Source organism: Pseudomonas sp. 32A (assembly GCF_052682255.1).
In genome coordinates, this window is the sequence record NZ_JBQYLY010000001.1 from 1,974,279 (window position 1) to 1,993,839 (window position 19,561).

General features: G+C 60.6%; 15 protein-coding genes and 4 tRNA genes. 14 read left to right on the plus strand and 5 right to left on the minus strand.

Going from position 1 to position 19,561, the window contains the following annotated elements; translation table 11 throughout:
- Positions 1–102: 102 nt before the first annotated feature.
- On the plus strand, positions 103–741 hold the full coding sequence (locus tag ACUN0G_RS09100; RefSeq protein ID WP_445573176.1) for a TetR family transcriptional regulator: 639 nt from the start codon (positions 103–105) through the stop codon (positions 739–741).
- A gap of 34 nt (positions 742–775) precedes the next feature.
- Here the strand turns inward: ACUN0G_RS09100 and ACUN0G_RS09105 are convergent, their stop codons facing one another.
- Entirely contained in the window at positions 776–2,167 is a 1,392-nt protein-coding gene (locus ACUN0G_RS09105; RefSeq protein WP_445573177.1) for an aldehyde dehydrogenase family protein, read from the minus strand.
- A 104-nt stretch (positions 2,168–2,271) separates the two neighbouring features.
- Between ACUN0G_RS09105 and ptrR the strand changes: the two genes are divergently transcribed.
- On the plus strand, positions 2,272–3,144 hold the full coding sequence (gene ptrR, locus ACUN0G_RS09110) for a putrescine utilization regulator PtrR (RefSeq protein ID WP_177027211.1): 873 nt from the start codon (positions 2,272–2,274) through the stop codon (positions 3,142–3,144).
- A gap of 1,551 nt (positions 3,145–4,695) precedes the next feature.
- On the opposite strand, the gene ACUN0G_RS09115 is transcribed toward ptrR, so the two are convergent.
- The gene (locus ACUN0G_RS09115) at positions 4,696–4,905 is read right to left on the minus strand and encodes a hypothetical protein (protein WP_093199424.1); all 210 of its coding nucleotides are present in this window, start codon (positions 4,903–4,905) and stop codon (positions 4,696–4,698) included.
- Positions 4,906–5,225: 320 nt separating this feature from the next.
- Positions 5,226–6,422 (minus strand): amino acid aminotransferase, encoded by a 1,197-nt coding sequence (locus tag ACUN0G_RS09120; protein ID WP_003214471.1) that lies wholly within the window; start codon positions 6,420–6,422, stop codon positions 5,226–5,228.
- A gap of 343 nt (positions 6,423–6,765) precedes the next feature.
- Here ACUN0G_RS09120 and uvrB point away from each other — a divergent pair, with 343 nt between their 5' ends.
- Entirely contained in the window at positions 6,766–8,781 is a 2,016-nt protein-coding gene (uvrB, locus tag ACUN0G_RS09125) for an excinuclease ABC subunit UvrB (protein ID WP_008438773.1), read from the plus strand.
- A 238-nt stretch (positions 8,782–9,019) separates the two neighbouring features.
- Here uvrB and ACUN0G_RS09130 read toward each other — a convergent pair whose 3' ends face one another.
- Together ACUN0G_RS09130 and ACUN0G_RS09135 are read right to left on the minus strand one after the other, a co-directional pair.
- A complete protein-coding gene (locus ACUN0G_RS09130) occupies positions 9,020–10,570 on the minus strand; it encodes an MDR family MFS transporter (protein WP_218264093.1) in 1,551 nt (516 codons plus the stop codon).
- Positions 10,560–11,606 carry an HlyD family secretion protein gene (locus ACUN0G_RS09135; RefSeq protein ID WP_445573178.1) on the minus strand — a complete coding sequence of 349 codons (1,047 nt, stop codon included), beginning with the start codon at positions 11,604–11,606 and terminating at the stop codon, positions 10,560–10,562. Before ACUN0G_RS09135 ends, ACUN0G_RS09130 begins: the two co-directional genes overlap by 11 nt.
- A 196-nt stretch (positions 11,607–11,802) precedes the next feature.
- Here ACUN0G_RS09135 and gltX point away from each other — a divergent pair, with 196 nt between their 5' ends.
- From gltX to ACUN0G_RS09190, 11 genes are all read left to right on the plus strand, one after another.
- On the plus strand, positions 11,803–13,284 hold the full coding sequence (gltX, locus tag ACUN0G_RS09140; protein WP_093199413.1) for a glutamate--tRNA ligase: 1,482 nt from the start codon (positions 11,803–11,805) through the stop codon (positions 13,282–13,284).
- A 147-nt stretch (positions 13,285–13,431) separates the two neighbouring features.
- Positions 13,432–13,507: transfer RNA gene (locus ACUN0G_RS09145), tRNA-Ala, on the plus strand.
- 79 nt (positions 13,508–13,586) lie between these two features.
- Positions 13,587–13,662 (plus strand) — tRNA-Glu (locus tag ACUN0G_RS09150).
- 50 nt (positions 13,663–13,712) lie between these two features.
- Positions 13,713–13,788, plus strand: a tRNA-Ala gene (locus tag ACUN0G_RS09155).
- A gap of 80 nt (positions 13,789–13,868) precedes the next feature.
- Positions 13,869–13,944, plus strand: a tRNA-Glu gene (locus ACUN0G_RS09160).
- 183 nt (positions 13,945–14,127) lie between these two features.
- On the plus strand, positions 14,128–14,667 hold the full coding sequence (locus ACUN0G_RS09165) for a TetR/AcrR family transcriptional regulator (RefSeq protein ID WP_017478788.1): 540 nt from the start codon (positions 14,128–14,130) through the stop codon (positions 14,665–14,667).
- Between the two features lie 28 nt (positions 14,668–14,695).
- Complete coding sequence (locus ACUN0G_RS09170; RefSeq protein WP_445573179.1) at positions 14,696–15,529, plus strand: alpha/beta hydrolase; 834 nt, start codon at positions 14,696–14,698, stop codon at positions 15,527–15,529.
- 50 nt (positions 15,530–15,579) lie between these two features.
- Positions 15,580–16,029: an acyl-CoA thioesterase gene (locus ACUN0G_RS09175; protein ID WP_093199400.1), complete on the plus strand. Its 450-nt coding sequence runs from the start codon at positions 15,580–15,582 to the stop codon at positions 16,027–16,029.
- A gap of 40 nt (positions 16,030–16,069) precedes the next feature.
- The gene (locus ACUN0G_RS09180; RefSeq protein ID WP_445573180.1) at positions 16,070–17,035 is read left to right on the plus strand and encodes a tRNA dihydrouridine synthase; all 966 of its coding nucleotides are present in this window, start codon (positions 16,070–16,072) and stop codon (positions 17,033–17,035) included.
- A gap of 542 nt (positions 17,036–17,577) precedes the next feature.
- A complete protein-coding gene (locus ACUN0G_RS09185) occupies positions 17,578–18,531 on the plus strand; it encodes an adhesin (protein ID WP_445573181.1) in 954 nt (317 codons plus the stop codon).
- 81 nt (positions 18,532–18,612) lie between these two features.
- Entirely contained in the window at positions 18,613–19,560 is a 948-nt protein-coding gene (locus ACUN0G_RS09190; protein ID WP_445573182.1) for a hypothetical protein, read from the plus strand.
- Position 19,561 lies beyond the last annotated feature (1 nt).

The following is a 19,561-nucleotide window of genomic DNA, read 5'->3' on the forward strand; positions in this document are numbered from 1 at the left end:
CGTGAGGCGCCGGGCTAGTATGCGAATGATTCGTCGCATTTAAAGTATGCGAACAATTCGTCACATTCGCTATTCGCATTCAAACCGCATCAGGCACGCCCCATGACCGACCGCCAGACCTCGCAGATTTCCTCACGCAAAGAGCCCAAACAGGCGCGATCCACCGAGTTGGTGTCGGCCATTCTTGAAGCGGCTATTCAGGTTTTGGCCAAGGAAGGCGCCAGCCGTTTCACCACCGCCCGGGTTGCGGAGAAGGCGGGCGTGAGTGTGGGCTCGGTGTACCAATACTTCCCTAACAAGGCGGCGATCCTGTTCCGGTTGCAGACCGATGAATGGCAGCAAACCTCGCAAATGCTCAGCCGGATTCTGGAAGACGTAAGCCAGCCGCCCCTTGAGCGGCTGCGGGCGTTGGTGCATGCGTTTATTCGTTCGGAGTGTGAGGAGGCGCAGATGCGCGTCGCCTTGAGCGACGCGGCACCGCTTTATCGAAATGCGCCCGAAGCCCATGAGGTTCGGGCGGGAGGGCAACAGGTCTTCCAGACGTTCATGCTGGAACTGCTGCCGCAGGTGCCTGAGGCGACCCGCGTCCTGGCGTGCGACTTGATAGTCACCACCTTCAGTTCGGTGGGCAAGGAATTCTCGGGAAGCCCGCGCACCGAGGCGCAAATTACTGCCTACGCGGATGCGATGGCGGATATGTTCGGTGCGTATGTGACGGTGCTTAACCAGGCAGCACGATGACCCGCAGGGCGGGCCATCGTTTGCAGCGCTTGCCTTAGCGGCGGTTCAGCCACACGGTTTGCGCATTGCAGAATTCCCGCACACCGAAGTGCGACAACTCCCGCCCGAAGCCGCTCTTTTTCACACCACCAAACGAGACCCGGGGATCGGATACGCTGTAGGCGTTGATAAAGATCCCGCCGGTTTCCAGCTGGTTGGCGATGTGGCGCGCCTTCTCCGGGTCGGTGGTGAACACGCTGGCGGTCAGGCCGAATTCACTGTCGTTGGCCAGGGCCACGGCGTGGTCGGCATCCCGGGCGGTGATGATGGAGGCGACCGGCCCGAACAGTTCCTGTTTGAACGAGGTCATCTGGTCGGTGACGTTGGCCAGCACGGTGGGTGCGTAGAAGTTGCCTGCGCCTTCGACTTTATGGCCGCCCAGCAGCAAGGTGGCGCCTTCGGCCAGGGTGGCCTGGACCTGGCCGTCGAGTTCGTCCCGCAGGTCGAAGCGGGCCATCGGGCCGATGTAGGTTTCGCTGGCGGTCGGGTCGCCCATCACCAGGTTGCGGCTGGCTTCGAGGAATTTGGCGGTGAAGGCTTCTACCACGCCTTCCTCGATGATCAGGCGCTTGGCAGCGGCGCACACCTGGCCGGAGTTCTGGAAGCGGCCGATCAGGGCGGCTTGCACGGCTTCGTCGAGGTTGGCGTCGTTGAGCACGATGAACGGGTCGGAGCCGCCCAGCTCCAGTACGCATTTCTTCAGCGCGGCACCGGCCTGGGAGCCGATGGCCATGCCGGCGCGCACGCTGCCGGTGAGGGTCACGGCGGCGATGCGCGGGTCGGCGATGGCTTTGGACACACCGTCCTGGGTGACGTTGATCACTTCGAACAGGCCATCGGCGAAGCCGGCGCGCTGGAAGGCTTGTTTCATCAGGTACGCGCTGCCCATCACGTTAGGTGCGTGTTTGAGCACGTAAGTGTTGCCGCTGAGCATGGTCGGCACGGCGCCGCGCAGCACTTGCCACACCGGGAAGTTCCACGGCATCACGGCGAGGATCGGGCCCAGCGGGCGGTATTCGATTTGCGCGGTGCCGTTGTCCACCAGCGTGGCTTCCGGGGCGAGCATGGCCGGGCCGTGGGCGGCGTACCACTCGGCCAGTTGTGCACATTTCTCGATTTCGCCACGGGCCTGGGCGATGGGTTTGCCCATTTCCAGGGTGATCATCTGGGCCATCGCTTCGGCCTGATCGCGCAGGGTGCTGGCCAGGGCCAGCAGCAACTCGGCGCGCTGGGCGACGGGGGTAGTGCGGCCGCTGCGGAAGGCGTTGATCGAGCGGGTGAGGGCGGCATCCAGCTGCGCCTCGGTTTCGTACGGGTAGCTGGCGACCGTTTCACCGTTGGCGGGGTTGATCGACAAGGCGTGGGTTTGGGAAGAAATCGAGCTCATGGCACCGTCCTGCGCAGTGAATGGGATGGAGGCCAGCGTACGGGGCTGTATCTTTTTCGGAAACTGAATAATATTAAGCAATACGTTCACGTTTGGAGAATGACTTGGATCTGGTCCAGCTGGAAATTTTCAAAGCCGTTGCCGAGCAAGGCAGCATCAGCGCCGCCGCGCAGTTGATCCATCGCGTGCCGTCGAACCTGACCACGCGGATCAAGCAGTTGGAGCAGGACCTGGGCGTGGATTTGTTTATTCGCGAGAAGAGCCGATTGCGGTTGTCACCGGCCGGGTGGAATTTCCTCGGGTATGCGCGGCGGATTCTCGACCTGGTGCAGGAAGCCCGCGCGACGGTGGCGGGGGAGGAGCCTCAGGGCGCGTTTGCTTTGGGTTCGCTGGAGAGCACGGCGGCGGTGCGCATCCCTGCGGTGTTGGCGGCGTATAACCAGAAGCACGCCAAGGTTGAGTTGGACCTGACCACCGGGCCGTCCGGGGCGATGATCGAGGGCGTGTTGTCGGGGCGGCTGGCGGCGGCGTTTGTCGATGGGCCGGTGCTGCATGCGACCCTGGAAGGCGTGGCGGTGTTTGAGGAGGAAATGGTCGTGATTGCGCCGCTGCACCACGCGCCGATCACCCGGGGGCAGGATGTGAGCGGGGAGAGCATCTACACATTTCGCTCGAACTGTTCGTACCGGCACCACTTTGAGCGCTGGTTTTCCCAGGATGGTGCGGTGCCGGGGAAGATCTTCGAGATGGAGTCGTATCACGGAATGCTGGCGTGCGTGAGCGCCGGTGCGGGGTTGGCGCTGATGCCGAGGAGCATGCTGGAAAGCATGCCGGGGTTCAGGACGGTGAGTGTGTGGCCGTTGACGGATACGTTCCGGATCCTGAATACCTGGCTGATCTGGCGCCGGGGTACGGTGTCACAGAGCTTGAACAGTTTTGTGCGGTTGCTGGAAGAGCGCGGCCTGAAGGCGGAATAGCGGGTTATGTGGGAGCTGTCGAGCTTCAGCGAGGCTGCGAAGGCGTCGGCACAGTCGACATTGATGCTGCCTGACCCACCGCAATCGCGGCCTCGCTAAAGCTCGACGGCTCCCACATTTGGTCTTGGTCGGCCACCAAATTGCAGGGTGTCTGCTTGTACCGAGTTGCACCGGCCACAAGAGCGCGGACTGAAGGCGGAATAGGCCCCCTGTGGGAGCTGTCGAGCTTCAGCGAGGCTGCGATGACGTCGGCACAGTCGACATTGATAGTGCCTGACCCACCGCTATCGCGGCCTCGCTGAAGCTCGACGGCTCCCACATTTGGTCTTGGTCGGCCACCAATTGCAGGGTGTCTGCTTGTACCGAGTTGTACCGGCCACAAGAGCGCGGACTGAAGGCGGAATAGGCCCCCTGTGGGAGCTGTCGAGCTTTAGCGAGGCTGCGATGGCGTCGGCACAGTCGACATTCATAGTGCCTGACCCACCGCAATCGCGGCCTCGCTGAAGCTCGACGGCTCCCACATTTGGTCTTGGTCAGCTGCCGAACTGCAGGGTGCCCATGGCCGATTTGGCGATCAGGGCGCCGGTACCCAGTTGCATCAGTCACACAGGCCCCCTGTGGGAGCTGTCGAGCTTCAGCGAGGCTGCGATGACGTCGGCACAGTCGACATTGATGGTGCCTGACCCACCGCAATCGCGGCCTCGCTGAAGCTCGACGGCTCCCACATTTGGTCTTGGTCAGCCGCCGAACTGCAGGGGGCCCATGGCCGATTTGGCGATCAGGGCGTCGGTACCCAGTTGCATCAGTCACACAGGTCCCCTGTGGGAGCTGTCGAGCTTCAGCGAGGCTGCGATGGCGTCGGCACAGTCGATATTGATGGTGCCTGACCCACCGCAATCGCGGCCTCGCTGAAGCTCGACGGCTCCCACATTGGGTCTTGGTCGGCCGCCGAACTGCAGGGTGCCCACGGCCGATTTGGCGATCAGGGCGCCGGTACCCAGTTGCATCAGTCACACAGGTCCCCTGTGGGAGCTGTCGAGCTTCAGCGAGGCTGCGATGACGTCGGCACAGTCGACATTGATGGTGCCTGACCCACCGCTATCGCGGCCTCGCTAAAGCTCGACGGCTCCCACATTGGGTCTTGGTCGGCCGCCGAACTGCAGGGTGCCCATGGCCGATTTGGCGATCAGGGCGCCGGTACCCAGTTGCATCAGTCACACAGGCCCCCTGTGGGAGCTGTCGAGCTTCAGCGAGGCTGCGATGACGTCGGCACAGTCGATATTGATGGTGCCTGACCCACCGCTATCGCGGCCTCGCTAAAGCTCGACGGCTCCCACATTGGGTCTTGGTCAGCCGCCAAATTGCGGGGTGCCTGCTTGCACCGAGTTGCACTGGCCACAAGAGAGCGGCCTGAAGGCGAAATAGGTCCCTGTGGGAGCTGTCGAGCTTCAGCGAGGCTGCGATGACGTCAGCACAGTCGATATTGATGGTGCCTGACCCACCGCAATCGCGGCCTCGCTGAAGCTCGACGGCTCCCACATTGAGTCTTGGTCAGCCGCCGAACTGGAAGGTGCCCATGGCCAGCTTGGCCATGAGGGCGCCGGCGCCCAGTTGCACCAGCCACAAGGCCAAACCGCCGAGGAATACGCCGAGGGCGATTTGCAGTACCAGGCTTTTCTGGCGCTTGACGGGGGGTGGGCGCGGGGTGAAGTGGTCCAGTTCGTCGCGGTCGGCACGCAGGTCCAGGTCGTCGTTTCTCATAGGCTACTCAAGGAAAGGGACTGTCTTGCTGTCAGTCTAGGGGCAGCGGACTGAAAGCAGCGAATTTTTAGGGGGGATGCCCTATTTGTTTAGGCAACCCACTTACCCTGTGGCGAGGGGGCTTGTCCCCCGCTGGGGCGCGAAGCGGCCCTGATTCAGGCACCGCATTCACTCAGAAAGTTCACGGTGGCAGGTTTTTGGGGCCGCTGCGCAGCCCAACGGGGGACAAGCCCCCTCGCCACAGGTTCGGTGTTCACAAAAGAATGTTGCAGTAAAAAGGGGAAGCCATCGGCTTCCCCTTTTTTTGCATCACAACAGGCTTACAGCACCTGAACGATGGCCTTGGTCACGGCATCAATGTTCTTCTGGTTCAACGCCGCCACACAGATACGACCGGTATCCAGCGCGTAGATGCCAAACTCGCTGCGCAGGCGCGTCACTTGCTCAACGCTCAGGCCGGAGTAGGAAAACATCCCGCGCTGGCGACCGACGAAGCTGAAGTCGTGGCCCGGTGCAGCCTTGGCAAGGTCAGCCACCATCTGCTCGCGCATGCCGCGAATGCGCAGGCGCATTTCAGCCAGTTCGGCTTCCCACTGGGCGCGCAGCTCAGGGTTGTTCAGCACCGCTGCAACGATCGCCGCGCCGTGGGTCGGCGGGTTGGAGTAGTTGGTGCGGATCACACGCTTGACCTGGGACAGGATGCGCGCGCTTTCTTCCTTGGAGTCGGTAACGATGGACAGGGCGCCCACGCGCTCGCCGTACAGCGAGAACGATTTGGAGAACGAGCTGGACACAAAGAAGGTCAGGCCCGATTCGGCGAACAGGCGCACCGCAGCGGCGTCTTCGTCGATGCCGTCGCCAAAGCCCTGGTAGGCCATGTCGAGGAACGGTACGAGGTTTTTCGCCTTGACCACGTCCAGCACTTGTTGCCAGTCGGCCGGGCTCAGGTCGACGCCGGTCGGGTTGTGGCAGCAGGCGTGCAGCACGACGATGGACTGGGGCGGCAGGGCATTGAGGTCTTCCAGCAGGCCGGCGCGGTTCACGTCGTGGGTGGCGGCGTCGTAGTAGCGATAGGTCTGTACCGGGAAGCCAGCTTTTTCGAACAGCGCCTGGTGGTTTTCCCAGCTCGGGTCGCTGATGGCGACGACGGCGTTGGGCAGCAGTTGCTTGAGGAAGTCTGCGCCGATTTTCAGGGCGCCAGTGCCGCCGACCGCTTGGGCGGTGATGACGCGGCCGGAGCTGATCAGTGGCGATTGCGCGCCGAACAGCAGCTTTTGCACGGCCTGGTCGTAGGCGACAATACCGTCGATCGGCAAGTAGCCACGGGCGGCGTGTTGCGCCACGCGAATGGCTTCCGCTTCGGCAACGGCACGCAAGAGTGGAATCTTCCCCTCCTCGTTGCAGTAAACGCCCACGCCAAGGTTCACCTTGGTGGTTCGGGTATCGGCGTTGAATGCTTCGTTGAGGCCCAGGATTGGATCGCGTGGTGCCATTTCGACAGCGGAGAACAGGCTCATTTTTGCGGCAGCTCTATAGAGAGTGGAGGGACGTGTCGCGCTCCAGCCGAATGCACTAGAGCGGTGCACAAACGGGGAGCTAGTATAGAGGCCATCACTGCTCACGGCGACAGCCGAAACGGCTTTTCGGCCAAGTTTTTCGGTTTATTTACCGACCGTTAGTCTTATTGCAACATTGACTGGCAATGGCATGTAGGACGATTGCCTTGAAACCCGTCACATTTGCCTCCACTTCTACAGCTATCATGGTTTTTTCCTGCAATCTGCGCCGAACAGTCGCGGGTCGCGGTCTTTTTCGTCCCCGTTGCTTTTTCCGGCCTCGGGGTGACTCAAGAGGTACGTTATGTCGGATTTCCAGCTAGTCACCCGCTTCGAGCCTGCCGGCGATCAACCGGAAGCCATCCGCCTGATGGTCGAAGGCATCGAAGCCGGCCTGGCACACCAGACCTTGCTCGGCGTGACCGGCTCCGGCAAGACCTTCAGCATCGCCAACGTGATCGCCCAGGTGAACCGCCCGACCCTGGTGCTGGCGCCGAACAAGACCCTGGCCGCGCAGTTGTATGGCGAGTTCAAGGCGTTCTTCCCGAACAACGCGGTGGAGTACTTCGTTTCCTACTACGACTACTACCAGCCCGAAGCCTACGTACCGTCGTCCGACACCTTTATCGAGAAAGACGCCTCGATCAACGACCACATCGAGCAGATGCGACTCTCGGCGACCAAGGCGCTGCTGGAACGCAAGGACGCGATCATCGTCACCACGGTGTCGTGCATCTACGGCCTGGGCAGCCCGGAAACCTATTTGAAGATGGTGCTGCACGTCGACCGCGGCGACAAACTCGACCAGCGCGAACTGCTGCGTCGCCTGACGAGCCTGCAATACACCCGCAACGACATAGACTTCGCCCGGGCGAGCTTCCGCGTGCGCGGCGATGTGATCGACATCTACCCGGCGGAATCCGACCTGGAAGCGATCCGCATCGAGCTGTTCGACGATGAAGTCGAGAGCCTGTCGGCCTTCGACCCGTTGACCGGCGAGGTGATCCGCAAGCTGCCGCGCTTCACCTTCTACCCGAAAAGCCACTACGTGACCCCGCGCGAAACGCTGATGGGCGCCATCGAGGGCATCAAGGCTGAGCTGGTGGAGCGCCTGGAATACCTGCGTTCCAACAACAAGCTGGTGGAAGCCCAGCGCCTGGAGCAACGCACCCGCTTCGATCTGGAGATGATTCTCGAACTGGGCTATTGCAACGGCATCGAAAACTACTCGCGCTACCTCTCGGGGCGTGAATCCGGGCAGGCGCCACCTACCTTGTTCGATTACCTGCCGGACGATGCCTTGCTGGTGATCGACGAATCCCACGTCAGCGTGCCGCAGGTGGGCGCGATGTACAAAGGTGACCGTTCGCGTAAAGAGACCTTGGTGGAATACGGCTTCCGCCTGCCGTCGGCGCTGGATAACCGGCCGATGCGTTTTGACGAATTCGAAGGCATCAGCCCGCAGACGATTTTTGTCTCGGCCACGCCGGGTAACTACGAGGCCGAGCACGCCGGGCGCGTGATTGAGCAACTGGTGCGCCCGACGGGCCTGGTGGACCCGCAAATCGAAATCCGCCCGGCGCTGACCCAGGTGGATGACCTGCTCTCGGAAATCACCAAGCGCGTGGCCCTGGAAGAGCGGGTGCTGGTCACCACGCTGACCAAGCGCATGTCCGAAGACTTGACCGATTACCTGGCCGACCACGGCGTGCGCGTGCGCTATTTGCACTCGGACATCGACACCGTGGAGCGTGTGGAAATCATCCGCGACCTGCGCCTGGGTGCGTTCGATGTGCTGGTGGGGATCAACCTGCTGCGTGAAGGTCTGGACATGCCGGAAGTGTCCCTGGTGGCGATTCTCGATGCCGACAAGGAAGGTTTCCTGCGGTCCGAGCGCTCTTTGATCCAGACCATTGGCCGGGCGGCGCGGAACCTGAATGGCCGGGCGATTCTGTATGCGGACCGGATTACCGGTTCCATGGAGCGCGCGATTGGTGAGACCGAGCGGCGTCGCGACAAGCAGATTGCCTACAACCTGGAGCATGGCATCACACCGAAGGGTGTGTTCAAGGATGTGGCCGACATCATGGAAGGCGCGACCGTGCCGGGCTCGCGCAGCAAGAAGCGCAAGGGCATGGCCAAGGCGGCGGAGGAGAACGCCAAGTACGAAGCGGAATTGCGTTCGCCGAGCGAGATCACCAAGCGGATTCGTCAGTTGGAAGAGAAGATGTACCAGTTGGCGCGGGATCTGGAGTTTGAAGCAGCGGCGCAGATGCGCGATGAGATTGGTAAGTTGCGCGAGCGGTTGCTGGCGGTCTGATGATCGTTCCCACGCTCTGCGTGGGAAAGCAGCCCGGGACGCTCTGCGTCCCAAGAGCGGACGCGGAGCGTCCAGTGAGGCGTTCCCACGCAAAGCGTGGGAACGATCTTCAAGCTCTTTGTGGCGAGGGACCTTGCTCCCGCTGGGCTGCGAAGCGGCCCCAAAATTCTGGGAGCGCTCCGCACTCCAGCGGGAGCAAGCTCCCTCGCCACAACAAGCTCCCTCGCCACAGGTTATTTCAGTGGGATTCCCCAGCCTTGAGCCCCGCCGGCAACGCCTTGGTCAACAAGATCGCCACCATACTGATCCCCAACGCCAACCCCACAAAATGGAACGCATCGTTGTAGGCCATGATCTGCGCCTGCTGATGCGCTATCTCACTCAACTTGCCCAGCGCCGCCGTCTCACTGCCAAACGTCTCCGTCAGCCTGGCCATGCGCTCCGCCACCTGCGGATTGGTCGGCACAATCGCCTCACGCAGGTAATCAAAGTAGGTCTTGGTGCGCGCATCCAGCAGCGTCGCCAGCAACGCAATCCCGATCGCCCCACCCAGGTTTCGCAAAATATTGAACAGGCTCGACGCCGACCCCGCGTCTTTTTGCATGATGTACGCCGTGGCAATCAGCGAAATCGTCACCATGATCAGCGGCTGCCCCAGCGCGCGGATGATCTGGATCCGGTTGAACTGGTCGCCGGCAAAGTCCGGGTTCAGCACTCCCGATGAAAAGCTCGCCAACCCAAACAACCCGAACCCCAGCGTGCACAGCCATTTGGGCGACACGTATTTCATCAGCTTGGGCACCAGCGGAATCAGGAACAGCTGCGGAACCCCCATCCACATGATCACTTCGCCGATTTGCAGGGCGTTGTAGTTCTGGATCTGCGCCAGGTACAGCGGCAGCAGATAAATCGAGCCGTACAACCCCACACCCATCCCCAGGCTGGAGATGCTCGACAGCCCGAAATTACGGTTGCCGAGGATACGCAGGTTGATCAGCGGGTTGGGCTTGGACATCTGCACGATCACAAAGGTGATCAGGCTCAGCAGGGCGACGGTGCCCAGGCTGACAATCAGGCTGGATTCCAGCCAGTCCTTGCGATGCCCTTCCTCAAGAAACACCTGCAGACACCCAAGGCCCACGGCCATGGTGACGATGCCGAGGTAGTCGGTGCTTTTGAGCAGGTCCCAGTTGGAATCCTTTTTCTCCAGGCCGTACAGCAGCCCGGCGATCATGATCAGGCCCGGCGGGATGTTGATGTAGAAGATGTATTCCCAGCCCCAGTTCTCCGTGAGCCAGCCGCCGATGGTCGGGCCGATGGAGGGGGCGAAGGTGGCGGTCATGGCGAACATGGCCATGCCTTTGGCGCGGTGATGTTCGGGCAGCTTGATCAGGGTGAGGGTGAACGCCAGCGGGATCAGCGCGCCGCCGGTAAAACCCTGCAAGGCGCGGAACACGATCATGCTTTCCAGGCTCCAGGCCATGGAGCACATCAACGAGGCGATCAGAAACCCGCCCGACACCCACACCGCCAGGCGACGCGCCGACAGCAGCTGCACCAGCCAGGCGGTGAGGGGGATCATGATGATTTCGGCCACAAGGTAGGAGGTGGAAATCCACGAGCCTTCTTCCAGGGTGGCCGACAGTGCGCCCTGGATGTCCTTGAGGGACGAGTTGGTGATCTGGATGTCGAGCACTGCCATGAAGGCGCCGAGCATCACGCTCATGACCGCGATCCAGTCGCGCCGGGTCGGTTCGCCGACCGGCGGCAGCAGTTGATCACCGGCCATCGTGCGGGTCTTGGATATTCACTTTGACCGTCACCGACATGCCCGGGCGTATTTTGCCTTGCAGCGGGTTGTCGGCGGCGAAGGTCAGTTTGACCGGAATCCGTTGTACGACTTTGGTGAAGTTGCCTGTGGCATTGTCCGGTGGCAGCAGGCTGAACTGCGCGCCGGAAGCGCCGAACAGGTTGGCCACGCGGCCTTCGATTGGAGTATCGCTGTAGGCGTCGAACGTCAGCTCGGCTTTTTGCCCGGGTTGCATGTGGCCGATCTGGGTTTCCTTGAAGTTGGCCTGCACCCAGATGTCCTGGTCCGGGACGATCGACAGCAGGTAGGCACCGGCTTGCACATATTGACCGTTGCGCGCGGCACGCTGGCCGATCAGGCCGCTGATGGGCGCGTGGATTTCGCTGCGGGTCAGGTTCAGTTCGGCCTGGGCCAGGTCGGTCTTGGCGTTGGCGATCATCGCATCGAGGCGCTTGATCTCGGCGTTCAGGGCGTTGACCTGCTGGCGCTGGCCCTGCAGGTCGGCCTGGGCCATGGTCACCTGGGAGCGGGCGATATGGTTGTCGGCGTCGAGGGTGGTGACGCGTTCTTCGGAGACATAGCCGGGTTTGCGCAGGGTTTGTGCGCGGTTCAGGTCGATCTGCGAGCGACCGAGGGTGGCCTGGCTGGAAGAAACCTTGGCTGCACCGGCGGCGATCAGGCTGGCTTGCTGGGTGAGTTTGCTCTGGGCCTGCACGCGCTCGGCTTCGCGCATGGCCAGGGCGGCGTTGGCGCGGTCGACGGCGAGGTGGAAGTCGTCGTCTTCGAGCTTGACCAGCAGTTGGCCTTTTTCCACGTGTTCGTTATCGCCCACCAGCACCTCGACGATGCGCGCGCCAAGCTGGCTGGAGACGCGGGTGATCTCGCCCTGGACGTAGGCGTTATCGGTGCTTTCATAAAAGCGGCCCTTGAAGAACCACTGGGCGAAAAAGCCCGCGGCAATCAGGACCACGATCAACAGGAAGATAAACAGGCGGCGTTTGAGCGGGGCAGGCATGGCGATCATGTCGGTAACAAAAGGTAATGGAATATAGCCAGCGAACCGTCTGGCAAATAGCCATGGCGGGACTTGAGACCGGAGCTTGTCTCATATGCCCTTTGTTCGCCTCCCCACGCTGGAGCCCAAGGGCTTGGGGCTGTTACCATTCGCCCCTTGTTTCATTTTCAGTTTTATCGCCAATTCGAGACCCGCCATGACCACCGTCCGCACGCGCATCGCGCCATCGCCTACTGGGGATCCCCACGTAGGTACTGCTTACATCGCCTTGTTCAACTACTGCTTTGCCAAGCAGCATGGCGGTGAATTCATCCTGCGGATCGAAGACACCGATCAACTGCGCTCCACCCGTGAGTCGGAACAGCAGATTTTCGATGCCCTGCGCTGGTTGGGCATTACCTGGGCTGAAGGCCCGGATGTCGGCGGCCCACACGGCCCGTATCGCCAGAGCGAGCGCAGCGACATCTACAAAAAGTACACCCAGCAGTTGGTCGACATGGGCCACGCCTTCCCGTGCTTCTGCACCGCCGAAGAGCTGGACCAGATGCGCGCCGAGCAACAGGCCCGTGGCGAAACCCCGCGCTATGACGGCCGCGCGCTGCTGCTGTCGAAGGAAGAAGTGGCCCAGCGCCTGGCCGCCGGCGAGCCGCACGTTATCCGCATGAAGGTGCCGAGCGAAGGCGTGTGCGTGGTGCCGGACATGCTGCGTGGCGACGTCGAGATCCCGTGGGACCGCATGGACATGCAAGTGCTGATGAAGACCGACGGCCTGCCGACGTACTTCCTCGCCAACGTGGTGGATGACCACCTGATGGGCATCACCCACGTACTGCGTGGCGAAGAGTGGCTGCCATCGGCGCCGAAACTGATCCTGCTCTACGAGTACTTCGGCTGGGAACAACCGCAGCTGTGCTACATGCCGCTGCTGCGTAACCCGGACAAGAGCAAGCTGTCCAAGCGCAAGAACCCGACTTCGGTGACCTTCTACGAGCGCATGGGCTTTATGCCTGAGGCGATGCTCAACTACCTGGGCCGCATGGGCTGGTCGATGCCGGACGAGCGCGAGAAGTTTTCGCTGCAGGAAATGGTCGATAACTTCGACCTGTCCCGTGTGTCCCTGGGCGGGCCGATCTTCGACATCGAGAAACTGTCGTGGCTCAATGGCCAGTGGCTGCGTGACCTGCCGGTGGAAGAGTTCGCCAGCCGCGTGCAGCAGTGGGCGTTGAACCCCGAGTACATGATGAAGATCGCGCCGCTGGTGCAGGGCAGGGTGGAGACGTTCAGCCAGGTTGCACCGTTGGCGAGCTTCTTCTTTGCCGGTGGCGTGAACCCGGACGTGAAGCTGTTTGAGTCGAAGAAGCTCTCGGCTGATCAGGTTCGCCAGTTGATGCAGTTGATCCTGTGGAAGCTCGAAAGCCTGCGCCAGTGGGAGAAGGATGCAATCACCGCGACTATCCAGGCGGTGGTTGAATCCCTGGAATTGAAACTGCGCGATGCGATGCCGTTGATGTTTGCTGCGATCACCGGGCAGGCGAGTTCGGTGTCGGTACTCGATGCGATGGAAATTCTGGGCCCGGACCTGACCCGTTTCCGTCTGCGCCAAGCCCTTGATTTGCTGGGTGGTGTGTCGAAGAAAGAAAACAAGGAATGGGAAAAGCTGCTGGGCGCTATCGCTTAAGCCTGCTGTTGTAATGGCCAAACCCCGGTTTTCCGGGGTTTGCTCGGTAAGTGATTGTTATCTCGGCAAAAAATTTTGAAAATTGTTGAAAATAAATTTGACACGTTTCGAATACGCCATTAAGATTCGCCCCGTCCTCACCGACGAGGGGCTATAGCTCAGCTGGGAGAGCGCTTGCATGGCATGCAAGAGGTCAACGGTTCGATCCCGTTTAGCTCCACCAATTTACAGGTTCAAGGTCTGGCCACAGCGTCCTTGAATTCGATCAGACTCAGCCTGATCACGTTGTATAGAAGGTTTGTGTCCCCTTCGTCTAGTGGCCTAGGACACCGCCCTTTCACGGCGGTAACAGGGGTTCGAGTCCCCTAGGGGACGCCAGTTTCAACAAGCAGTTCGAAAGGTCTGCTGCGCCGCGAGGCGAAAAATCCGGGGCTATAGCTCAGCTGGGAGAGCGCTTGCATGGCATGCAAGAGGTCAACGGTTCGATCCCGTTTAGCTCCACCAATTTACAGGTTCAAGGTCTGGCCACACCGTCCTTGAATTCGATCAGTCCTCAGCGCTGATCAGTTGTACAGAAGGTTTGTGTCCCCTTCGTCTAGTGGCCTAGGACACCGCCCTTTCACGGCGGTAACAGGGGTTCGAGTCCCCTAGGGGACGCCACGATTACCCGCTCTGCGGGATTTTTAAGGGTCATTCAATTATTGAATGGCCCTTTTGTTTGTCTGGCGTTTGGCCAATCTTCCTTCCTCTTCCTTGAATGTTCTTCTGACCAATGGTCATGCCGGTGGCTTGCGAAATATTATTATGGTAATAATATTCGAAGCATGAGATTCGGAGGCAACGATGAACGATAAAAAAGCGCAAACCCGCGAACGTATTCTGCAAGCTGCCAGCGCCGCCCTGGTGCAGCGTGGCCCGGCCGAGCCGAGTGTGGGCGAAGTGATGGGCGCGGCGGGGCTCACCGTCGGTGGTTTTTACGCGCACTTTGAAAGCAAGGATGCGCTGATGCTGGAGGCCTTCACCGCGTTGTTGGCCCGGCGTCGCGCGTCCATCGATGACATGGACTCGACCTTGACCGGTGAAGAGCGCCGCGCCCTGGTGGCAGCGTTCTACCTGTCGCGCAAGCACCGTGACTCTACCGCCCAGGCGTGCCCGATCCCGGCCACCGTGGGCGAGATGAGCCGCCTGCCGGACGAATTTCGCCAGGCCTTGAACGAACACTGCGAGCTGATGGCCGCACAGCTGGCCGCCAGCCCGGAAGACACCGACAAGGCCCTGGCCGACATGGCGCTGATGATCGGCGGCTTGTCGCTGGCCCGCGCCCTGGGCCCGGGTGAGTTGTCGGACCGTGTGTTGCGTGCGGCCAAGTCCGCAGTGCGTTAAAAACGGCTTCTGGCCTGAGGAATGAGCGATGGGCACGTTGAAATGGATTCGTGGCGTCAATGGCACCTTGGGCCGGCTGGCGCCGCACACCGTTGCCAGCAAGATGCGTCGAGTGTTCATGACGCCTCGCGATTTGCCACCCCGTGACTGGGAGCTGCCGCTGCTGGCGCAATCCGAGCGCATCACTTTGCGTTTCGGCCTGTCGGCGCTGAAGTGGGGCCAAGGCCCTGCAGTGTTGTTGATGCATGGCTGGGAAGGGCGCCCGACGCAGTTCGCCAGCCTGATCACGGCACTGGTGGAGGCGGGCTATTCGGTGGTTGCGCTGGATGGTCCGGCCCACGGGCGTTCGCCGGGGCGCGAAGCCCATGTGCTGCTGTTTGCCCGCGCCATGCTGGAAGCCGCGGCCGAGCTGCCACCGCTGCATGCGGTCGTCGGTCACTCCATGGGCGGCGCCAGTGCGATGCTGGCGGTGCAGTTGGGCTTGCGCACCGAGGCGTTGGTCAGCATCGCGGCACCCTCGCGGTTTCTCGATGTATTGCGCGGCTTTGCCGGCATGGTCGGTCTGCCAGCGCGAGCGCGGTCGGCGTTTATCCAGGAGGTGGAACTGACGATGGGCATGCCCCTCAAGCACCTCGACGTCGCCCACTATCACATGAATATCCCGGGGCTGATCGTGCATGCCGAAGACGATACCTTCGTCTCGGTCAAAGCCTGCCAGGTGATCCACGACGCCTGGTTCGACAGCCGCCTGCTGCGCCTGGAGCAAGGCGGGCACCAGAAGGTGCTGGCAGATCCACGCGTGATCGAAGGCGTCCTGGCGCTGCTCGCCGGCCGCCACGTGCCGGAGCGCCAAACCGCCTGAACCATGGGTTACACTGCTCGCCGCCGACATTAATCGACCGGGAGCACTGCATGGGCTGGGATTTGGCAACGCCGTTTATCATCGATCTTCAGGTCGGTGCCGAAGACATCGACGGCCTGGGGCACGCCAACAACGCGGTCTATGTGTCCTGGCTGGAACGCTGCGCCTGGCGCCATTCCCAGCGCCTGGGGCTGGACCTTACCGAGTACCGCCGACTGGACCGCGCCATGGCCGTGGTGCGCCATGAGATCGATTACCTCGCCGCCGGCTACGAAGGCGACGAGTTGCAGTTGGCGACGTGGATCGTCGACTGGGACCAGCGCCTGAAAATGACCCGACGCTTCCAGCTGGTACGCCCCCGTGACGGCGCCACCTTGCTGCGGGCGCAAACCACCTTTGTCTGCATCGAGTTGTCCAGCGGCAAGCCCAAGCGCATGCCGTCGGAATTTATTGAAGGTTACGGCCCGGCGCTGCAAGGCGAGTTACCCTCCGGCGCCTGAAACCCGTAAACTGCGCCACGTTTTTCGTTGAGTGTTTTCCATGCAAATTGCTTTGGCGCCCATGGAGGGGTTGGTCGACAACATCCTGCGGGACGTGCTGACCCGGGTCGGCGGTATTGATTGGTGCGTGACCGAATTCATCCGGGTCAATGACCGCCTGCTGACGCCTGCCTATTTCCACAAGCTCGCCCCTGAGTTGCTGCACGGTGCCAGGACCGCTGCCGGCGTGCCTCTGCGTGTGCAGTTACTCGGTTCAGACCCGGTGTGCCTGGCGGAAAACGCGGCCCTGGCGTGTGAGCTGGGCTCGCAGGTGGTTGACCTGAACTTCGGTTGCCCGGCCAAGACCGTCAACAAGTCCCGTGGCGGAGCGGTATTGCTCAAGGAACCGGAACTGCTCAACCAGATCGTCGAGCACGTGCGGCGTGCGGTGCCGGCCCATATTCCGGTCACCGCCAAGATGCGCCTGGGCTTCGACAGCCCGGACGGTGCCCTGGTGTGCGCCACGGCCCTGGCCGAAGGCGGCGCGGCGCATATCGTCGTGCACGCCCGCACCAAAGTCGACGGCTACAAACCCCCGGCGCACTGGGAGTGGATCCCGCGCGTACAGGAGGTGGTGAAGGTGCCGGTGTTCGCCAACGGTGATATCTGGAGCGTTGAAGACTGGCGACGGTGCCGGGAAATCAGCGGTGTGGAAGACATCATGCTCGGCCGCGGCCTGGTGGCTCGCCCCGACCTGGCTCGGCAGATTGCTGCCGCGCGGGCAGGGGAAGAGGTGGTGGAGATGACTTGGGCGCAAATGCAGCCCATGCTTCATGAGTTCTGGCGGCAATCCGTCGAGCAATTGACCGAGCGCCAGGCGCCGGGACGCTTGAAGCAATGGCTGGCCATGTTGACCCGTAACTATCCCGAAGCGGTCGAACTATTTACACAGATGCGTCGGGAAACCGACCTGGAGCAGGTAGGACGATTGCTGGGGGTACCGGATTCGGTGGCGCTGCAAAATTAAGTTCATATATATAAACGTTTCAATTCAGTCATCGAGGGCGCCATGGGCGCCCTTTTTTTGCGTGTAATAAAGCGTTGTGCCGTGAGAAGAAAGGTCGCTGTTGGGTTGCCGTGTCGATTTTTAGTTGCTTTATATATGTGAGCGGACTTCTTGTTTGCTACAAAGTCTTGCTTGGTTGAATGGTGATATTTTGAATTTTTATTAGTTTGGGTATTAGAGAGCGCGCAATAACACAGGCTAGATGGGTTTGTGTGAGCGAGTGATTTCAGCAATTTGCCTTAATCCCTGACTGTTGCCTGATATATCTGTTTTGCCCACTGCGAAGACCGGTAAAGCACGATGTATTCCGGAAAGTCCATAGGATAACGTCTCGATTTTCATTTGATTTCCTTATGTGAAGGCTGAGTTTCGGAACCCGATGCCCGCAACACCCACGAAAGTAGCGAGTGTGCAGCACTTGGGTTTGTTTCCAGTCCAGAACCCGGACGGTCTGTTCCAGGCCGCTGACGGCGTTTTGGCAATCACTGAATAAGGAATTATTTATGTCTCATTTTTCGGTCAATAACTTCTCTCGCTTGAATAATGACTTCAATCAGCAAAGTACGGAGCTGCCAGGGTCTGTCGATAAGAACGCGGGTGAAAAGCCGGCACCTACGGCCGGTACATTATTGAAGAATAATCCCGCCATTGGGTCGGACGGAACAGTTACCTTAAATAAAGATGCACTCGAGAAGTTGTTCGAGATGTTTGAGTATGCCTTTAAGACTATACGGAACATGCTGTCCGGTCAGGGTGCGATGCCCAGGTTGATACCCGATGCAGGTCCACAGCCTAAACCCGAGAGAGAGGGCGATGCCCTGGTCAAGGATAAGACTGGCAGTCAGGCCACTGTGCTGAATACGGCACTCAAGGACAAGGCCGGGACTCAATCGGAAGTGCTGAAGACGGTGCTCAAAGATATGGCCGGGACCCAAGCGGAAGTGCTGAAGACGGTACTCAAGGACAAGGCCGGGACTAATCCTGAGGTGTCTACGCAGAAAGACACGCCGGCAAACAATCCAGCGGTCCCGAATTCCACGCTCACCGTAACGCCAAAGCCCCAGACGTTGACGGAATTCCGCTTCCGGGAACCCACATTGCACAAAGACGTGCAAGTGAACAACAGGAGCAATTCCGATGTAAACGTCACGGTCCAGGTGATGAACTGCCATTGCCCTCACCCGGATGTACCGAATACACGCGCCCCCGTACCGCCGAAGCCCAATGCACCGACGGTACTCGTCTCGCCGAAGCCGGACGCGCCGATCTCGCCGAATCCAGACGTGCCGGTCTCGCCGAATCCAGACGCGCCAATCCTGCCGAAGCCGGGCACACCGACGCCGGACATTACCGCACCCGGGCCGGCCGAGGATGACTTTGTGCTGGAAACCACAGGCAGGCGCCGGGCTTATGACAACGACTGGCGTTCCAATCCTGATCGCCGAGTGAACAGGTAAGTCAGCGACTTCCTCTGGTTTTTTCAATAAAGCGCTTCCCGGCCAATAAACGCCGGGGAGCCCTTGGAGAAGGATAGTTATATGTCGTGTTCAGAAATTAACAATGCGGGAAAGCTCGGCAACTATTACCAACACCTGGAAACCTGCACACCACGGCGATCGGTTCCGGTTGAGCAGGTAAGCGTAGATAGGCAGACCTCCTCATCGCTCGTTAATAAAGGTCAAGGTGGTGTGGGTAACACCGCCAGCGACGCGCCGGTATTAGCGAAGCTTCTTGAGCTGTTCACCCAGTTTTTTACGCAGTTGCAAAGTCTGCTCACAGGCAAGGAGCAGACAAACATCGCTCCGACTCAGGTAACGCCTGCGGCCCAGCTCGCTGTGGTGCCCAAGCCGGACGTACCACTACCTGCTCCAACCCCACTGCGGCTTCCTGATCTTTCCGATAAGCGCAATGGCGCCAAGCCCGACAATATATGGAATGGATTTCGCCAAGGCCCCGACGGCAATTGCGTGACCATTTCGGCGATCAAGGCGGCGATGATGAAGTTTGGGCAGAGCCCGACCGATATTTTCAGCTCTGTTCAAGCCGTAGGTGACGGTTATCACGTCGTGATGCGGGACGGATTCAGGCTGGACTTGAAAAAACATGAACTGGCCACCGCGATAAGGGGCTCAAGGTTTGTCCCGATGCGTGACCCCGGCATGCTCAAGGACGCGTACTTTCTGTTTGCTGTCAGCGCCAAACGGGCACAAATGGAAAACAACGATGGGCGTGCAGCGAGGAGCTTTGATGCCGCCGTACATAGCCTCAACGATGGTGAAGACGAGCGCGGGGCGGGGGAAGGCTTCCTGCGACTGGGCTTGCGCAATCACATGAAGACAGTATCGGTCAGCGCCTTCCGAGATAAGTCGATGATAGGGATGGTCAACAGGGATGCTCACTCGGTGGCTGTGGTCGATGGATGTGAGGAGTACTACGGCAGGAAAGGAGGACCGCCGCGTTTCGGGGATGCCATCGCATTGGTCTGAC

Coding starts and splice junctions, on each gene's coding strand:
- ACUN0G_RS09100 (WP_445573176.1), top strand. CDS start 103: ATGACCGACCGCCAGACCTCGCAGATTTCCTCACGCAAAGAGCCCAAA.
- ACUN0G_RS09105 (WP_445573177.1), bottom strand. CDS start 2,167: ATGAGCTCGATTTCTTCCCAAACCCACGCCTTGTCGATCAACCCCGCC.
- ACUN0G_RS09115 (WP_093199424.1), bottom strand. CDS start 4,905: ATGAGAAACGACGACCTGGACCTGCGTGCCGACCGCGACGAACTGGAC.
- ACUN0G_RS09120 (WP_003214471.1), bottom strand. CDS start 6,422: ATGAGCCTGTTCTCCGCTGTCGAAATGGCACCACGCGATCCAATCCTG.
- uvrB (WP_008438773.1), top strand. CDS start 6,766: ATGTCGGATTTCCAGCTAGTCACCCGCTTCGAGCCTGCCGGCGATCAA.
- ACUN0G_RS09130 (WP_218264093.1), bottom strand. CDS start 10,570: ATGGCCGGTGATCAACTGCTGCCGCCGGTCGGCGAACCGACCCGGCGC.
- ACUN0G_RS09135 (WP_445573178.1), bottom strand. CDS start 11,606: ATGCCTGCCCCGCTCAAACGCCGCCTGTTTATCTTCCTGTTGATCGTG.
- gltX (WP_093199413.1), top strand. CDS start 11,803: ATGACCACCGTCCGCACGCGCATCGCGCCATCGCCTACTGGGGATCCC.
- ACUN0G_RS09165 (WP_017478788.1), top strand. CDS start 14,128: ATGAACGATAAAAAAGCGCAAACCCGCGAACGTATTCTGCAAGCTGCC.
- ACUN0G_RS09170 (WP_445573179.1), top strand. CDS start 14,696: ATGGGCACGTTGAAATGGATTCGTGGCGTCAATGGCACCTTGGGCCGG.
- ACUN0G_RS09175 (WP_093199400.1), top strand. CDS start 15,580: ATGGGCTGGGATTTGGCAACGCCGTTTATCATCGATCTTCAGGTCGGT.
- ACUN0G_RS09180 (WP_445573180.1), top strand. CDS start 16,070: ATGCAAATTGCTTTGGCGCCCATGGAGGGGTTGGTCGACAACATCCTG.
- ACUN0G_RS09185 (WP_445573181.1), top strand. CDS start 17,578: ATGTCTCATTTTTCGGTCAATAACTTCTCTCGCTTGAATAATGACTTC.
- ACUN0G_RS09190 (WP_445573182.1), top strand. CDS start 18,613: ATGTCGTGTTCAGAAATTAACAATGCGGGAAAGCTCGGCAACTATTAC.